Annotated in this window: 15 protein-coding genes; 5 read left to right on the forward strand and 10 right to left on the reverse strand. The window is 34.9% G+C overall.

Annotated elements, in window-relative coordinates; all coding sequences use genetic code 11:
* Window positions 1–60: 60 nt before the first annotated feature.
* Entirely contained in the window at window positions 61–1,626 is a 1,566-nt protein-coding gene (locus ACFOZ1_RS12545) for a catalase (RefSeq protein WP_390199788.1), read from the reverse strand.
* Window positions 1,627–1,763: 137 nt separating this feature from the next.
* Between ACFOZ1_RS12545 and ACFOZ1_RS12550 the strand changes: the two genes are divergently transcribed.
* Entirely contained in the window at window positions 1,764–2,549 is a 786-nt protein-coding gene (locus tag ACFOZ1_RS12550) for a carbon-nitrogen family hydrolase (protein WP_390199790.1), read from the forward strand.
* An 11-nt stretch (window positions 2,550–2,560) separates the two neighbouring features.
* A complete protein-coding gene (locus ACFOZ1_RS12555) occupies window positions 2,561–3,733 on the forward strand; it encodes a pyridoxal phosphate-dependent aminotransferase (RefSeq protein ID WP_390199791.1) in 1,173 nt (390 codons plus the stop codon).
* A gap of 339 nt (window positions 3,734–4,072) precedes the next feature.
* Here the strand turns inward: ACFOZ1_RS12555 and ACFOZ1_RS12560 are convergent, their stop codons facing one another.
* From ACFOZ1_RS12560 to ACFOZ1_RS12600, 9 genes are all read right to left on the reverse strand, one after another.
* The gene (locus ACFOZ1_RS12560; RefSeq protein ID WP_390199793.1) at window positions 4,073–5,533 is read right to left on the reverse strand and encodes a Na+/H+ antiporter NhaC family protein; all 1,461 of its coding nucleotides are present in this window, start codon (window positions 5,531–5,533) and stop codon (window positions 4,073–4,075) included.
* 232 nt (window positions 5,534–5,765) lie between these two features.
* Complete coding sequence (locus ACFOZ1_RS12565; RefSeq protein ID WP_390199795.1) at window positions 5,766–6,674, reverse strand: sensor domain-containing diguanylate cyclase; 909 nt, start codon at window positions 6,672–6,674, stop codon at window positions 5,766–5,768.
* Between the two features lie 100 nt (window positions 6,675–6,774).
* Window positions 6,775–7,080, reverse strand: coding sequence for an ArsR/SmtB family transcription factor (locus ACFOZ1_RS12570; protein WP_390199797.1), 306 nt, complete (start codon window positions 7,078–7,080; stop codon window positions 6,775–6,777).
* Between the two features lie 14 nt (window positions 7,081–7,094).
* A complete protein-coding gene (locus ACFOZ1_RS12575; protein ID WP_390199799.1) occupies window positions 7,095–8,003 on the reverse strand; it encodes a cation diffusion facilitator family transporter in 909 nt (302 codons plus the stop codon).
* Between the two features lie 269 nt (window positions 8,004–8,272).
* Window positions 8,273–9,460, reverse strand: a complete 1,188-nt coding sequence (gene chrA / locus ACFOZ1_RS12580; protein ID WP_390199801.1) for a chromate efflux transporter — start codon at window positions 9,458–9,460, stop codon at window positions 8,273–8,275.
* Between the two features lie 111 nt (window positions 9,461–9,571).
* A complete protein-coding gene (locus ACFOZ1_RS12585; RefSeq protein WP_390199803.1) occupies window positions 9,572–10,573 on the reverse strand; it encodes a TIGR00341 family protein in 1,002 nt (333 codons plus the stop codon).
* A gap of 21 nt (window positions 10,574–10,594) precedes the next feature.
* On the reverse strand, window positions 10,595–11,314 hold the full coding sequence (locus ACFOZ1_RS12590) for an SDR family NAD(P)-dependent oxidoreductase (RefSeq protein ID WP_390199805.1): 720 nt from the start codon (window positions 11,312–11,314) through the stop codon (window positions 10,595–10,597).
* Window positions 11,314–12,714, reverse strand: a complete 1,401-nt coding sequence (locus ACFOZ1_RS12595; RefSeq protein WP_390199807.1) for an ATP-binding protein — start codon at window positions 12,712–12,714, stop codon at window positions 11,314–11,316. Before ACFOZ1_RS12595 ends, ACFOZ1_RS12590 begins: the two co-directional genes overlap by 1 nt.
* Window positions 12,701–13,408, reverse strand: a complete 708-nt coding sequence (locus ACFOZ1_RS12600; protein ID WP_390199809.1) for a response regulator transcription factor — start codon at window positions 13,406–13,408, stop codon at window positions 12,701–12,703. The genes ACFOZ1_RS12595 and ACFOZ1_RS12600 overlap by 14 nt, the downstream gene beginning before the upstream one ends.
* Window positions 13,409–13,662: 254 nt before the next feature.
* On the opposite strand from ACFOZ1_RS12600, the gene qoxA reads away from it, so the two are divergent.
* From qoxA to qoxC, 3 genes are read left to right on the forward strand one after another with little or no spacing between them, the layout of a single operon-like run.
* The gene (gene qoxA / locus ACFOZ1_RS12605) at window positions 13,663–14,652 is read left to right on the forward strand and encodes a cytochrome aa3 quinol oxidase subunit II (protein ID WP_390199811.1); all 990 of its coding nucleotides are present in this window, start codon (window positions 13,663–13,665) and stop codon (window positions 14,650–14,652) included.
* Window positions 14,653–14,672: 20 nt separating this feature from the next.
* Entirely contained in the window at window positions 14,673–16,619 is a 1,947-nt protein-coding gene (gene qoxB / locus ACFOZ1_RS12610) for a cytochrome aa3 quinol oxidase subunit I (RefSeq protein ID WP_390199813.1), read from the forward strand.
* Window positions 16,616–17,215: a cytochrome aa3 quinol oxidase subunit III gene (qoxC, locus tag ACFOZ1_RS12615; RefSeq protein WP_390199815.1), complete on the forward strand. Its 600-nt coding sequence runs from the start codon at window positions 16,616–16,618 to the stop codon at window positions 17,213–17,215. The genes qoxB and qoxC overlap by 4 nt, the downstream gene beginning before the upstream one ends.

A 17,215-nucleotide genomic window follows, 5' to 3' on the forward strand; every position in this document is an offset into this window, starting at 1 on the left:
TGATCACTGTGCTTATTTTCTAGCCCTTATGGTTCTAAACAGACACTCGAGCTTTGGAATTTAATACGGGTCTGAGACATGTCCAATATTTTCTCTTTGGTTATTTGTTTTGTGTATTGCTTGTGAGTCTCCTTGCATTACTTGCTTTAATCCTTCTTCAACACGCATACCGTAATCTTTGTCGCATTGATAGAACATTTCAATCATTTTTGTTTGAATATCTTTATGACAACCAGATAATGCAGAGACAAGGTTACGTATTAACTCATCTTTCTCCCAGTCTGCTAAACGCCGATATGTCTCACCGGCTTGTCCAAAGTTATTCTCACGGGATATAGCTTGTCTTTGCAAATGCCCTTCCACGTATGGTTGGTGTTCTTTCCCTGGATTTTTCGCTTCCTTCAAACCACCTGTTAAAGATGGCTCATAATTGATGTGTGGATTTTTGTCAGTATGGTAATCCTGTCGAAAATCCATTTGTCCACCTTCTTGGTTTGTCGCAACATTTGTGTGAGGTCTATTTATTGGTAACTGTAAATAGTTAGGACCAACACGATATCTTTGTGTATCTGAATAAGAATACGTACGCCCTTGTAGCAATTTATCATCTGAAAAGTCTAATCCATCTACAAGTACACCTGTACCAAAAGCAGATTGTTCCACTTCTGCATGATAATTGTGCGGGTTTTTGTTTAATACCATTTTTCCAACTTTATGCCAAGGATAATCTTCTTTGTACCATAATTTTGTAGGGTCTAATGGATCGTAATCTAATTCTGGATGTTCACCATCTTCCATTATCTGAACATACAGTTCCCATTCTGGATAGTCACCATTTTCTATCGAATAGTACAAATCTTCAGTTGCATGGTTAAAAGTCTCACCTTGAATCTCATTTGCTTCTTCTTGTGTTAAGTTTTTAATACCTTGAACGGGTTCCCAATGGTATTTAACAAGTACTGCTTTTCCTTCTTCATTCACCCATTTATAAGTATGCACACCTGATCCTTGCATGTGACGATATGTGGCAGGAATTCCCCATGGAGAAAATACAAATGTGACCATATGTAATGCTTCTGGTGACATACTAATAAAATCGAACATTCTTTCTAAATTTTGCACATTTGTAACAGGATCTGGGCGAAAAGCATGTATCATGTCAGGGAATTTTAAAGGGTCACGAATGAAAAATATTTTTAGGTTATTTCCGACTAAATCCCAGTTTCCATCTTCTGTGTAGAATTTAACAGCAAATCCTCTTGGGTCTCTTAATGTTTCAGGTGAGTGATTTCCGTGAACAACTGTCGAGAATCTAACAAATACAGGTGTTTTTACACTTGTATTCGTAAAAACTTTTGCACGAGTATACTTTGAGATAGATTCGCCATTTACCGTACCGTACGATTGGAAATACCCGTGTGCTCCTGCGCCACGTGCGTGTACAATTCGCTCAGGTATTTTTTCTCTGTCAAAATGACTTATTTTTTCCAAGAAGTCATAATTTTCTAATGTCATTGCTCCTCTGTTTCCAATTGTTCGAACATTTTGATTATCCGTAACAGGATGCCCTTGTTGTGTTGTTAGAATCTCTTTTCTATCATTTTGCGTATTTTTCTTTTCAATCATAACAAAACCTCCTTCAATCTTCTTGTTCTATTCTTTCTTAAAACAGTCTTGTTATGCATCTTTTGTTGTTTTTATTTCTTTTGATATGTCAAAATGCTAAAATGACATGTAGAGTATAAGAAAGATGGTGAATTTATATGAAATTTGCTATATATCAGATGGATGTTATTCCAGCAAATCCAGAAGCAAATAAAGCAAAAATTATAGATTGGATGGAAACAGAATTAGTACAAGATGTAGATACGGTTGTGTTACCTGAAATGTGGAATGCAGGCTATGCACTTGATCAATTAGAAGAATATGCAGATAAAGATGGAAGAGATATCGTCCCTTTTTTGAAGAATCTAGCAAAGCAACATGACAAGCACATCATTGCAGGTTCGATTGCGAATAAGAGAGAAGATGGGATTTACAATACGAGCTATATCATTACGAAGCAAGGAGAACTTATTCATCAATATGACAAGATGCATTTAGTGCCAATGTTAGATGAACATGTTTTTTTACAAGCTGGAAAAGAAAAAGGAAAGATATTCGAATTAGATGGTATGAAGATAGGTGTCGTTATTTGTTATGATTTACGCTTCCCTGAATTAATGCGTTCTCTAGCATTGCTAGGAGCGGAAGTGATTATTGTTGTTGCACAATGGCCAACATCTAGACGTGTGCATTGGCATTATTTACAATATGCTAGAGCGATAGAGAACCAATGTTATATTATTTCCGCAAATAGTTCTGGTGAATGTAATGGGACACAATTTGCTGGTGAATCTTACGTAATTGAGCCTACAGGAAAACTCGTGACAGAAGGACCAAAAGAGAAAGAAGCTACGATTATAGCAGAAATTGATCGAGATATTGTTACTCAATTTAGAAAAGATATTCCGATTTTTAAAAGTCGTGTACCGCATTTATACGAATAGGGGAGTAGAACATGTATCAGTTTACATATTCGGATGCTTTACAACGATTGCCGCAACAGTTTTTTGCTAATCTTGTCCAAAAAACAAAAAAATTAATGAATGAAGGTCATGATGTAATTAATCTAGGCCAAGGGAATCCAGACTTACCAACGCCTTCTTTCATTGTTGATGCATTGAAAGAAGCGAGTACAAATCCTTCTTTTCATAAATATCCGCCATTTCAAGGCTATGATTTTCTAAAAGAAGCAATTGTGTCATTCTATCAAAAAGAATACGGTGTTACATTAGATCCAAAGACAGAAGTAGCTATTTTGTTTGGTGCTAAAACAGGTTTAGTAGAGATAAGTCAATGTCTATTGAATGAAGGAGATAAAGTACTCGTACCAGATCCAGGGTATCCAGATTATATGTCTGGAATTGCAATGACAAATGCCCATCCTGTGTATATGCCATTACTTGAAAAAAATCAATTTTTGCCTGATTACTCTTCTATTACTAAGAGTGATTTAGAAAATGCTAAGTTAATGTTTCTTAATTATCCTAATAATCCGACTGCAGCGACAGCCACAACACATTTTTTTGAAGAAACAGTAGATATAGCAACCAAACACAACATTTGTGTAGTACATGATTTTGCATATGGTGCAATAGGATTTGACGGGAACAATCCTCCAAGTTTCTTACAAACGAATGGAGCAAAGGATATTGGAATAGAGATGTATACACTATCTAAATCCTTTAATATGGCAGGTTGGCGTATTGCATTTGCAGTAGGGAATCAATCTGTCATTCAATCATTAGAGTTAATCCAAGATCATTATTATGTTAGTATTTTTGGAGCAATTCAATATGCAGCAAAACAAGCATTAGTTCATGGACATGATGCAATGGTTGAGAATAATTCTATATATGAGAAAAGAAGAAATACATTCTTGCAAAAAACTAAAAGTATCGGTTGGAAAGGTGGAAGCGCAAAAGGTTCATTTTTTGTGTGGATGCCAGTGCCAGATGGGTACACATCCGAACAATTTGCTGATCTATTATTAGAAAAAGCACATGTAGTTGTGGCACCTGGTAATGGATTTGGTCAAAGTGGTGAAGGATATGTAAGAATTGCCATGCTTGATACAGAGGAAAGATTAGTAGAAGCATGTAGTCGAATACATAAGTTGCAGTTGTTTTAAAGTATTAGATGAACAGAACATAAGTATTGTTTAGCAATAAAAGTATGATACGACACCACTCTATTTAGCAATTATGAAATGAATTGTGTCTGTATACTCCGCCTACTTCCCTTTCCATGGGCTTTTTTCTTTAACTAACTTTCCTAAGCGAAAAACCCACGGAAAGGGAAACGGACAAGCCGGAGCGGATGCAAAGCACATATCAAATCTCAAAATTACCAAATAGAGTTATATATCAAATTTCTATCTAATATGCACAAAAACCAAACAATTCGGTAAATAGCTTTCGAATCGTTTGGTTTTTTTAGGTTATATATTCTTTTGTCTCAATGGTTTTTCTTAATCTTTCGGTCTTTCTTTTAACTCTTCGCCATTTTTTCCTTGATAGCGAATGCCCCAACTTGTTAGTGCTGCGATAAGCATTACAATAACAAGGAACCATCCTTGAAATACAAACGGGAACACGGAAGTTGGTGAAACAACAGGTAACCATTCATATGTTTCTTTCATCATAGAAATAGTGGACCAACCGAGCAATACAGGTGCGCCCCATGGGAAAATATAACCCAAGGCAGATGTTACTGCGTCTAACATATTTGCTCGACGATAGCTGTGAATTTTATATTTCTCTCCAATTTCACGAACAAATGGAGCTGCGGCGATTTCAGCTGCTGTATTAATTGTAATTGCACTATTTAATAATGCAACAATACTCCAGATTGCAATTTCTGCACGCTTGACAGAGTCTTTGATCCATTTTACAAGTATTGTTGTAATAGCGTCCATTGTGCCACCGAGTCGAAGTAAATGCGCACATGCAACAATGAGTAGAATTAGAATGGCCATATTGATATATCCAGTAATTCCATTAATTAACGCACCTTCGATAATATTGCTAGAATCTGGGTTAAAACGAATAATGTCGTTTAATGATCCAACAGGAAAAATAACAATAGTAATCACAGCTACAATAATGCCCCATGTTAGTGATGTGATAATATGATGGCCAGATAACGCTAAGATGAGAACCATAATAAATGGAATGAGCATCACAAGTCCCATAGGGTTTGTTGTTGCTTGGATACTTTCTTGATTATCAAGTGTTCCACCACCACCAAATAGGATAAACAAAATTAAAGTAGGAATGGCAGCAGCAATTGCGTATTTGAAACGACTCCTTACAACACCTGGTACATCTGCTCCTTGAGTGGTAGCAGAAACGATTGTTGTATCTGATACTGGAGCAAGGTTATCACCAAATACAGCTCCAGCTAATATTGCTGCGAATAATATAGTAGGATCTGCCCCTGATGCGACACCAGCTGGATACATTAATGTAGCAAATGCTACAGTTGTACCATATCCTGTACCTACTGCTGTAGAGAAGACTGCAGCTAGGACAAATGTCATACCCACAAATAATCCACCAGTAAAGCCAGTAACAGAACCAATCCATACTAATCCTTCTACAAGTCCACCTACTTGAAGTACTTGTGCAAACATACCAGCATAAAACCATGCAACCATTGCAACAACACCAATAGGTTGTGCTAGGCCATCAAATAAACCTTGTGCGTAATCGGCCCATTTACTTTTACTAAAAAAAAGACCTAAAGTTATACCAAAGACTGCACCTAATACTAGTCCAATTTCAGAGGACAGTTGTAAGACACTTGTCGTAATTGCCCATATGATAAAGAATAATAGTGGAACAGCTGCACCAAATGCTCCAAAGCGAAAATCTAATTTGTCTATTTTACTTGTACCTATAGCTCGTGCCAAATCATTATCTTGTTGCACGAAAAATCACTCCAATATAATAGTTATGGTTGACTAATTCTATACGATCTGTAAATAAGTTGTCGTCTGTTAAATCAGCAAGTTTTATTGTACCACAATAATATAAAAGGAATAAAGTATGACTTTTTGTTAGAGTTTGTGTGCCAAAAAAAGAGGGGAAATAAATGGACTTGCCACAAATCGATGATTGTGACAAGTCTAAAAGCAAGAGATTGTATGATATGTTACAGAATTAAGAAGTAAAAGATACATATTGATTTTTTCCAGAGCGTTTTGCTTTATATAATGCATAATCAGCATCTTTCATCAATTGTTTTACGTTTGTACATGTTTTTTGGTAGTGGGCAATACCAATACTGGCAGATACTGTAATTGGATACTCAAAAGTCTTCCAATCTGCTAATACTTGATTTAATTGATCCGCAATTTGATAGGAATGTATCGTATGATTTTTAGCAGGAAGAATGATTGCAAATTCATCCCCGCCTAGTCGAATAATGGGACAATCCTTACCGACAATATCCATAATTCTTTTTCCGACTTCCATTAATACATTATCACCAACATCATGCCCGAATGTATCATTTATTGATTTAAAGTCATCTAAATCAATAAATAGTAAACTACCATTGTCATGATTGTTTTGGAAGAATTGTTCAATATATCTTCGATTGTATAGATTGGTTAAAGGATCATAGTAACTAAGTTTTTCCAATTCTATTACATACGTAAATAGATTAGCAAAACTTGTAAGAATTTCAATATCTTCCTCCGTAAATTTGCCTGCTTCTGAGCCAATCGCGCATAGTGTACCATACATGTTTCCATTTTTATAAAAAACAGGTACACCCATATAACTATGGATATTTGCTAATTCTGTTATTGGTAATTGACATGTAAAAGGATGTGTCTTTGTGTTGTTAATAATAAGCGGTTCTTGACTTCCAAAGAAAATCTGTTGACAAAAAGACCCTTTTATATCAATTTGCTGATTATCTTGAAATGGCATAATTCCACTATCTTCATTGAGTACTTTTACAATAGTGAAGGTATCTGTCGTCGTTTCACCAAGAAAAATAGTTTTTCCTTTAATGATTTTGTTAACTAATAATAGTAAATCTTGAACCGTTTTTGACTCCATATTTAACACCAACTTATTCCTTATGATACATTCATTATAAGTAAAGTGCTTTCAACTTACAACCAATGAAAAAAGATAGATAATTAGTAATCCACACAATTTAATGATGACAAGCATGATCAATGGTTTGTTGGAGTATTTTCATAACGTGTTCGTCATCTTGTGAATAATAAATAGTTTTCCCATCTCGTCTATATTTTACTAAGCGCAAATTCTTCAAAAAGCGAAGTTGATGCGATACATTGGATTGATTTAAATCTAATCGTTCAGCGATATTTGTGACACTTAGTTCTCTTTCAAATAAAAGGTGCAGAATTCGAATACGAGTGGGATCTGCTAATGCTTTAAATGTCTGAGATACAAGAAATAATGTTTCTTCATCTAATGGTAGATATGGTTTTTCCATTCTGTGTAACCCCCCTAATTACAATTGTCCTCACTATGAGCAATATTCGCGTGTAAACCTTCTATTTGAATGGTAGTATGATGAATCTCAAATTGATCATGTAACAATTTGGATGCATGTTGTAATAAATGATCTCGGTCTAGACCATCTTCTACAACAATATGACAACTAAGTGCAGGAAATCCAGATGTGATTGTCCATACATGTAAATCATGTACGCTTGTGACACCTTGTAATTGCATTAATTGATTCTCAATTTCCTTAAAAGATAAATGATCTGGCATGCCTTCCATTAATATATGGATGGAATCTTTTATTACACGTAAGCCACTTACAAGAATAAGGGCAGCAACGAAAATACTTGCAATTGGATCAGCAATATTCCAATTAAATAACAGAATTAAAATCCCAGCGACAATTGCACCTACAGATCCAAGCAAATCTCCTAATACATGTAATAGTGCACTTCTCATATTTAGATTTTCTTTTGTGTCACCTGAATACATCAAAATATACGCAACAACAATGTTTACAATGAGACCAATTACCGCTATCCATAGCATTGTACCACTTACTTCTGGAGGCTCTAAAAATCGGTTATATGCTTCCCAGAATATATAAATAGAGATAAGCGCTAATGTTAAACCATTGATAAATGCTGCGACAATTTCAAATCGTTTATAACCAAATGTCTTGGAATGATTCGTTGCTTTTTCACTTAATTTAAATGCAAACAAACTTAAACCAAGTGCGAAGGCATCACTAAACATATGACCAGCATCAGATAATAATGCGAGGCTATTAGTTAATAGACCTCCAATAATTTCAACAACCATAAATATGGCAATGAAAGAAAAACTAAGTAGCAATGCTTTTTTATTATTTGTGTGATGGTGATGACCATGATCATGAGAATGTCCCATACTATTCCTCCTCAATTATTTATATATGAACATATATTCATATTATAAAATGTGAGTGTTAAATGTGCAACTAAAATTAAAAAAGGCTGAAACATAAATATTGTTCTTCACACAAAACACTTAGGATACCATGGGAGCAGTTGCAAGCACATAACGAATTTCAAAATTATTAAATAGATTTTATTTTCCGGTGAAAACAAAAATCCAAACGACGAATCGCTTGGATTTTAAAATTAAAGAATTCCTTTTCACAATATCAAATCTTCATGTTATATATATGGTAATGCCATTCCACCGATAATGCCAATAATAACAATCACCCATGATGGTACTTTCCAAAAGGCAAGTAAACTAAATAATATAACAGCAAAGACAAAATCTTTTGCTTCTATAATTGTACTTATCCATATTGGTTGATAGAATGCTGCAATTAATATACCGACAACTGCTGCATTGACAGCAAGCAGTGCACCACGAATTTTTGCGAAGTGTCTTAAAGCATGCCAAAATGGTAATGTACCGATAATTAATAGGAAAGCAGGTAAGAAGATAGCGACAGTAGCAACAAGTCCACCAGCAACACCACCAATTACTGTGCCTATATATGCAGCAAAGGTAAATAAAGGACCAGGAACAGCTTGAGCTGCACCATAACCTGCTAGAAATTCTTGTTCTGTAATCCATCCTGTAGGGACAAATTCTTGTTCTAATAACGGTAATACAACATGCCCACCACCAAATACTAAAGCACCAGATCGATAAAAACTATCAAACATTTGAATCCATTTGGAATCAATTACTTGGCTTAAAATAGGCAAGATAATTAATAGAATAAAAAATAAACTTATACTAATGATTGCTACTTTCTTTGATAAGAACAATTTAGCTGTTGTCTCATCCGATGTTGCTTTATTTTGGAAAAATATTATTCCAATAATTGCTGCTCCGATAATAATAACTACTTGTGTGAGAGTAGATTGCCAAAATAACATTGCAGCAATGGCAATAAGTGCAATTGCCTTACGTTGTAAATCAGGTGTTAATTTACTTCCCATTCCCATAATGGCATGAGCGACAACAGCAACTGCGACAATTTTGAGACCATGAATGAAACTAGCATCACCAATTGAGAATTGATGTACAGCTAGTGCAAATAGAATCAGTACAATAACAGAAGGAAGTGTAAATCCAAGAAATGCAAGTATACCTCCAAATATACCACCACGAATGATTCCGACACCAATACCTACTTGACTACTTGCAGGTCCAGGTAAAAATTGACACAATGCAACTAAATCTGCATAACTCTTTTCATCTAACCATTTCTTTCGTCTTACATATTCTTCATGAAAATAACCTAAATGCGCAATTGGTCCACCAAAGGAAGTCAGACCTAACCTTGTGGCAATAATAAATATCACCCAATAATCGTGTAACGTACGTGTAGTTTGATTCATCGTTCCCTCCTAAAAATTCATGATAGATTGTAGTAATCTGTCACAGGAAAGTTAGTAAATAGTATAACAATTCAGATAAATTTCGACAATATTCGAAATATTAAGTTTTTGTTAAAAATTAATAAAGTAAATGAGAACAGCTAAAAAAATAATGACAACACTTACTGCTATAAGTGCATATGTTTTCGATGTATTTGCAACTTGAATTTCACTCCAGTTAATTGGTTTAATGCCACTTGACCAAAATACAATGATAGCAGATAGCAAGATAGCACTAATATTAACGAATAGGAGTAAAAGTGGTGTGAGGGCACCTTGAAAATGGGAAGAACCTAACATCATTCCACATACAACAGCAGGAGGGAGGAGCGCAACAGATACCATGACACCAACAAGTGCTTCAGATACTCGTTTGGCGAATGACATAGCTCCTGCTGTTCCTGCAGCAATTGCAACAACAATATCCATGAGTTCAATTGTCGTTCTTGCAAGAAATTCTTCGCTTTCCATTGGAATAGAAAAAATCATGCCAAAAACGATTGCAATCCCAATTGGTAACAATAGACCGTATAATGCAGTAAGTGCAGATGTTCTCATTAATTTATAATCACCTAATGTAGCAGAAAAAGCAAGGGCAGTAAATGGGCCAATCAATGGCGCAATCACCATCGCACCAATAACAATAGCTGCACTATCCTTAACAATCCCTGCTGTTGCAACAATTGCGGACAAAATAAGCATCCATAAGAAATTTGGCGTAACTTTACTAGAAGATTCCACGACATTGTATAATTCATGTCGACTTGCTCTAGTGATTTCACGTTGCTTTTCTTCTTCGCTTTTTACTTCTTCTGCATCGTCTTCGTCCACTTGTGGTAAATAGGTGGAAATATTATAAAGGAGTGCTCGAATTTCTTTTTTACCTTTATCATTTGCTTCAAGAAAATCTAATAATGCTTCGGTATCTTTTTTGTTCATCAGTATTTTTACTAACATTTCATTCTCGGAAATAGCTGTATGCCATTTTTCTACATACGTATATGACTCTACTTCTTCTTGAAAGTGTTTAAATCTTTCTATAGGTATATATACTTCTACTAATTGCAGCTCCATCTGTTGTATTCCCTTTCCTCATTATTGATTGTATATCATTTTTCTTGTCATACCACCATCAATCACGAGGTTTTCTCCATTAATGAAATCATTTTTGGCATCTGCTAAGAATAGACAAGCATTTGCAATATCTTCTGGTTTCCCAACACGTTTGGAAGGATGGAACTGATGATCCTCTTCTCGTAATGCAGAGTAATCTCCTGTTTCAATCCAACCAGGACTAATTGCATTTACGCGAATGTGGTAATTTTGTAATGTCATTGCAAGCGCATGTGTAAATGCAACAATGGCGCCTTTACTTGCTGAGTATAACTCTGTATTTGGTTCAGACATGATTGCTCTAGTTGATGCAATATTGATAATGGATTTAGAATGAGTTGTTTTTTTCATTCGTTGAGCAGCATGTTGAGCAAATAACATCATTGCACGTAAATTTGTGTGCATTACTTCATCCCAATCATCTAAAGTGAGTTCAAAGAATGGTTGGAATTTAGAGATTCCTGCATTATTGATCAGTATGTCTATGTGATCGAATTGCGCGTCTACTTCTTGAAAAAAATAAGCAATCGCTTGTGCAGAACTTACATCTGTTTTTATATAGGTGAGTCGCTCGTGTTGAATTGTCGGTTCTTTCTTATCTGCAAGAATTACAGATGCTCCATTGTCTATAAAGGCATTGGTAATTGCTGCTCCTATCCCGTTAGAACCACCTGTTACTATGACATTTTGTCTCAGTTTCATCATGAGCTCTCCTCCGTTTTTGGAAATGTTAATGTTACTTTTGTGCCTTTTCGCCATTCACTATGAAAATCGATTTCACCCTCGTGCAGTTCTACTAAATTCTTTACAATTGCTAATCCTAACCCTGTTCCACCATTTGCACGTGATCTGGATTTGTCTACACGATAAAAACGTTCAAATAAATATGGAATATCTTCTTCTTTAATCCCAATTCCTGTGTCTTCTACAATGAGCTTAATAATCGAAGAGTGCTCCATGACATGGACATTAATTTCACCTGTTTCTGTATATCTAACAGCATTTTCGACAAGATTTGTTAATACTTGTTCCATTTTATTTTTATCACCAAAAAAAGGGGTGGATGTTGCATGTGTAAATGCTTGAATACGTAAACCTTTGTCTGTAGCACGAAAATAAGATCTTCTGACACTTTCTTCTACTAATGTATTAAAATCAAACCATTCTTTATTTAAATCGATTTTTCCTTCTTCAATCTTAGATAAATCTGTAATGTCATCCATTAGACTACTAATATGATCTGCTTCATTTTCAATTATTTCTAAAAACTCATTTCGTTCTGCTTCATCTTTATACATTTCATGTCGTACTGCATTCGCATATCCTTTTACATAAGTAAGGGGTGTTTTTAATTCGTGAGTAATATTGGAAAAAAACTCATTACGATTTGTTTGGTATCGTTCTAACGTATCTGATAAATGATTGATTGCAGTGGCAAGAGAGCCTATCTCATCATTTGCATTGTAATGTACACGTAGAGAAAAGTCTTTTTTTTCGGCGATTTGCTTTGCTGCCTTTTCCATCGCGATTAGTGGTGCACCTAACTTCTTAGATATAAAGATAGTAAATCCAATTGCTAATACAACAGCACCAAGGCTTGCCAAGATGACTAGTACAATAATATTATGAATGGAATTACTTATTAACCCAAATGAGGAAAATAATACGACACTAGCTTTATTTCCTTCTTCATCTGTGATTGGTTGTGCGACTTTTAAATAACTTGCTCCATTAAAAGTATAATCTTTAATGACAGTCTCACTTGCATGGATTAACTCCATTTCTTTACCTGTAAGAATTTCATTTGTAATATTATCATGCCAATTTGTTTCAAAAATAATCTTTCCATTACTATCTAATATAACAGCACTTGTTTCTGTCATATCTGTTAAATGATCTAATAATTGGAGATTCTCAGGCTTATCAATCTGTTCTACTTGTGAGGCGAATTTCTCAGACATTTTTACTAATTGTGTTTCGGTCTGGTTAATCGAGTAATTTAATAATAATTGCAGGATAATGTAGCCTAAAGGAATCAATATGATTAATTGCAAAAATAGGATGGTTGCACCTAATTTAAATATGACACTATTTAACCTCATCTATCTGCTCCTTTGTGAATTTATATCCAACTCCCCAAACCGTTTCAATCGGTTGATGTTGGATTCCCGCTTTCTTTAATTTATCTCTGACATACCGTACATGAGAATCGACTGTACGAATATCTACAATCTCATCCATTCCCCATATTTGATCTAATAATTGGTCTCTAGTGAAGACGCGTTCAGGATGAGATGCGAGTAAGTATAATAAATCAAATTCTTTTGGACTATATTTTAAATGGTTACCATTAGCAATCACGGTATGTGCTTCTTTGTCTATATACCAATCTGTAAATGATATAATGGATTCTTGTTCTACTAAATGTGTGGAGAAGTGTCTTAATTGCACATGAATTCTAGCTATTAATTCATCTGGTTCAAATGGTTTCACGATATAATCATCTGCACCGATGGATAAGCCTTGTACTTTATCCTGTGTATTATTTAGTGCAGTTAATAATATAATCGGTACATTTGACTTCAATGCTTTCATTCGTTTACATGCTTCCATGCCATCAAGGTCTGGCATCATGATATCTAATAATACAAGTGCAATATTGTTTTCCTTCAGTATAGTAATTGCATCATTGCCATTGCTTGCTTCTATTACGTTAAATTCATTTCTTAAATAAAGATGAAGCATTGCTCTCATCTGACTTTCATCATCCACGACTAAAATTGTTTGTTTGTTCATGTATATCACTCTCGTTCGCGAAAATTTTGTCCTTCATTCAAATAGTATAGAAAAATAGACCAATAGTAAAGAATTGCACCAATTTAAACTAAAATGAAAACGCACATAATTTTGAACTTTTTTTGAACAATTAGATATCATCATAATTTCATCATATTTAGATGCGAGAATATGAAGTAATGAGTTCATAAAAGTTTATTTTATAAACCTAAAGGTATGTTATGTATAGAAACTGTTGGAGAGGGGTAAATGCTATGAAGGCAATAAAAAGAGTGATTGTATTCCTCACTTTATTAGCCATTCCACTATTTTTAGCTGGATGTGAGTCAAAATTACTTGTTTTTGATCCAAAGGGTCCAATTGCAAGAAGCTTAACAGATTTAATTATTTATTCAATCGTATTTATGTTGATTATCGTTGTAGTTATTTTCGTCTTGTTTAGTGTGATTGTATGGAAATACAGAGCAAGAAAAGATGATGGTGATTTTGAACCAAAATATGAAAAAGGAAATCATGTTCTTGAGATTATTTGGTTTACGATTCCTGTCATTATTGTTATTGCGTTAATGATACCAACAGTAATGACTATTTACGAAGTGGAGGAAGTCCCACAAGCTTATAAAGAAGAGGAACCATTAGTTGTTCATGTTACAAGTGCGGATTGGAAATGGATATTTAGTTATCCAGACCAAGATATTGAAACAGTTAATTACTTAAATATTCCTGCAGATCATCCTGTATTATTAAAAATGACTTCAGCAGGTACGATGCAATCATTCTGGGTACCTGAATTGAATGGTCAGAAATACACGATGGCAAATATGGAAACAAAAATGTATTTAGTTTCAGATAAACCTGGATCATTCTATGGAAGAAATACGAACTTCAATGGTCAAGGGTATGCACATATGGAATTTGAAGTACAAGCAATGTCAAAAAATGATTTTAATGAATGGGTAGATGAAGTGAAAAGAACAGCAAATGATCTAACAGAAGATGAGTATGCTGAATTGTTAAAACCAACAATTATTGGTCGTAAAACATATAACCAAACACATCTACAATGGATTGATCATGCACATGGTGGTTCTGAAAAATATTTGAATCCAGAATTATATCGACTTCATCACGGAGATGACGAAGAATCGACAGAAGAAGTGGTAGATGAAGAAGAAAATAAAGAAACAAATACAGTAGAAGAGCATGATACAGAAGAAAGCCATGAAGATCATGCACATCATTAATATAAAAGGCGGTGAAGAACATGTCATTAGATGAATTTTTTGTCACAGGTGATCCATTAATTCTAGCATCTCAAATTGCAATTGCACTAACAATGGTAGGGTTAATCGCACTCATCACCTATTTAAAACGATGGAAATGGTTATGGAGCGAATGGTTCACAACCGTTGATCATAAAAAAATTGGGATTATGTACATCCTTGCAGGGGTGTTAATGTTCTTTAGAGGTGGCGTTGATGGGCTATTAATGAAAGCACAAACGTCAAGACCCGAATTAGGATTACTAGATGCACAACACTATGATGAGATTTTTACAACACATGGTGTTATTATGATTTTGTTTATGGCAATGCCTTTATTGATTGGGATTATGAACGTAGTTGTTCCACTTCAAATTGGAGCAAGAGATGTAGCATTTCCTAAATTAAATGCACTAAGTTTCTGGTTATTCTTTGCAGCAGCAATGTTGTTTAATGTTTCATTTGTAATTGGTGGTTCTCCAGATGCTGGTTGGACATCATATTTTCCATTAGCAGGTAAGGAATTCACTCCTGGTGTTGGAAATAACTATTACGCAATCGCGATTCAGATTGCTGGTATTGGTACATTGATGTCAGGTATTAACTTTATTGTTACAGTAATCAAAATGCGTGCACCTGGTATGACATGGATGAAAATGCCTATCTTTGTATGGACATCATTTATTACATCCATTATTATCGTAGCAGCATTTCCAATCTTTACTGTGGCATTAGCATATATGACTTTAGACCGTCTATTTGGAACACACTTCTTCACAGTAGCAAGTGGTGGAGATCCGATGTTGTGGCTAAACTTATTCTGGTTATGGGGACACCCAGAAGTATATATTGTTGTATTACCAGCATTCGGTATGTTCTCGGAAGTTATTTCAACATTTGCACGAAAAAATTTATATGGATATAAATCAATGGTACTTGCCGTTGCAGGTATTGCATTCTTAAGTATGTTAGTATGGGTTCACCACTTCTTTACAATGGGTAATAGTGCAGCAGTGAACTCTATATTCTCACTAACTACAATGATGATTGCAATTCCGACAGGGGTAAAAATCTTTAACTGGCTCTTTACATTACGAAAAGGGCGAATTGAATTCTCGAACGCCATGCTATGGTCACTTGCATTTATACCATGTTTTACAATTGGTGGGGTAACTGGTGTAATGTTAGCTATGGCAGCAGCAGATTATCAATATCATAATACAATGTTCTTAGTGGCACACTTCCACTATGTATTAATTCCTGGAGTAGTATTTGCAGTGTTTGCTGGATTATACTACTGGTGGCCAAAAATGTTTGGCTTTAAGCTAAATGAAAAAATCGGAAAATGGCATTTCTGGTTATTTGTAATCGGCTTTAATATGACATTTATGCCAATGTTCTTTGTAGGATTAGACGGTATGTCACGTCGTATGTACACATATTCTGAAAGCACTGGTTGGGGTGCATGGTTAGGCTTCTCAGCAGTAGGTTCAGTAATTATGGCAGCTGGTTTCGCTGCATTAGTATACAATATTTACTGGAGTTTCCGTTATGCAAGACGTGATGTAGGAAATGACCCATGGAACGCGCGTACATTAGAATGGGCAACAGCATCACCTGCACCACATTACAATTTTGCAGTCGTACCAGAAGTAGATTCATTAGATGATTTCTGGTATAAGAAAAAAGCAGGAAAAGTTGGTATTAAGAAATCAGATTTAAAACCAGTTCACATGCCAAGCAATAGTTGGACACCAATTTTCTTAGGGGTGGCATTCGGTATTGTAGGTTTCTTCCTAGTATTCGAATGGTTTACACTTGCGATTATCGCATCTGTGTTAATTGTAATTGGTTTAGTTGCAAATACTTTTGATTATGACAATGGTTATCACATTCCTGTAGATGAATTAGAGGAAGAAGAACGAGAGTGGAGAGGTGAATTGAAATGACGTCTAATACACATACACCATTAGAATATCGCTCACATCAAAGTCAAATGAATATTTTAGGCTTCTGGGTGTTTTTAGGTGCTGAAATTGTGTTATTCTCCACATTGTTTGCTTCTTACTTTGTGTTAGAGCACAATACAGCAGGTGGACCAGGAGGATCAGACATCTTTGTACTCAAAGATGTCATGATCGAAACATTCCTATTGTTAACAAGTAGTTTTACAGCTGGATTAGCGATCCATTCTATGAGAAACAATAATCGAAATGGATTATTGATTTGGACAATTATCACATTGTTATTAGGTGCTGGGTTTTTATATATGGAAATTAATGAATTTCTTCATTTTATCCATGAAGGTGCAACCATTCAAACAAGTGGTTTTACAGCAGCGTTATTCACATTATTAGGGACACACGGTGCACACGTAACTTTCGGGATTTTTTGGATTAGTTTATTACTTGTACAAATAGTAAAACGTGGGATTACAGAAAAAACAGCAAGTAAATTCTTCATTGCAAGTCTTTACTGGCACTTCTTAGATGTTGTCTGGATTTTCATCTTTACTTTTGTATACTTGAAAGGGATGGCGATATAA

Origin of the sequence: Gracilibacillus marinus (assembly GCF_042651725.1) — a bacterium.
Lineage (GTDB): Bacteria > Bacillota > Bacilli > Bacillales > Amphibacillaceae > Gracilibacillus > Gracilibacillus marinus.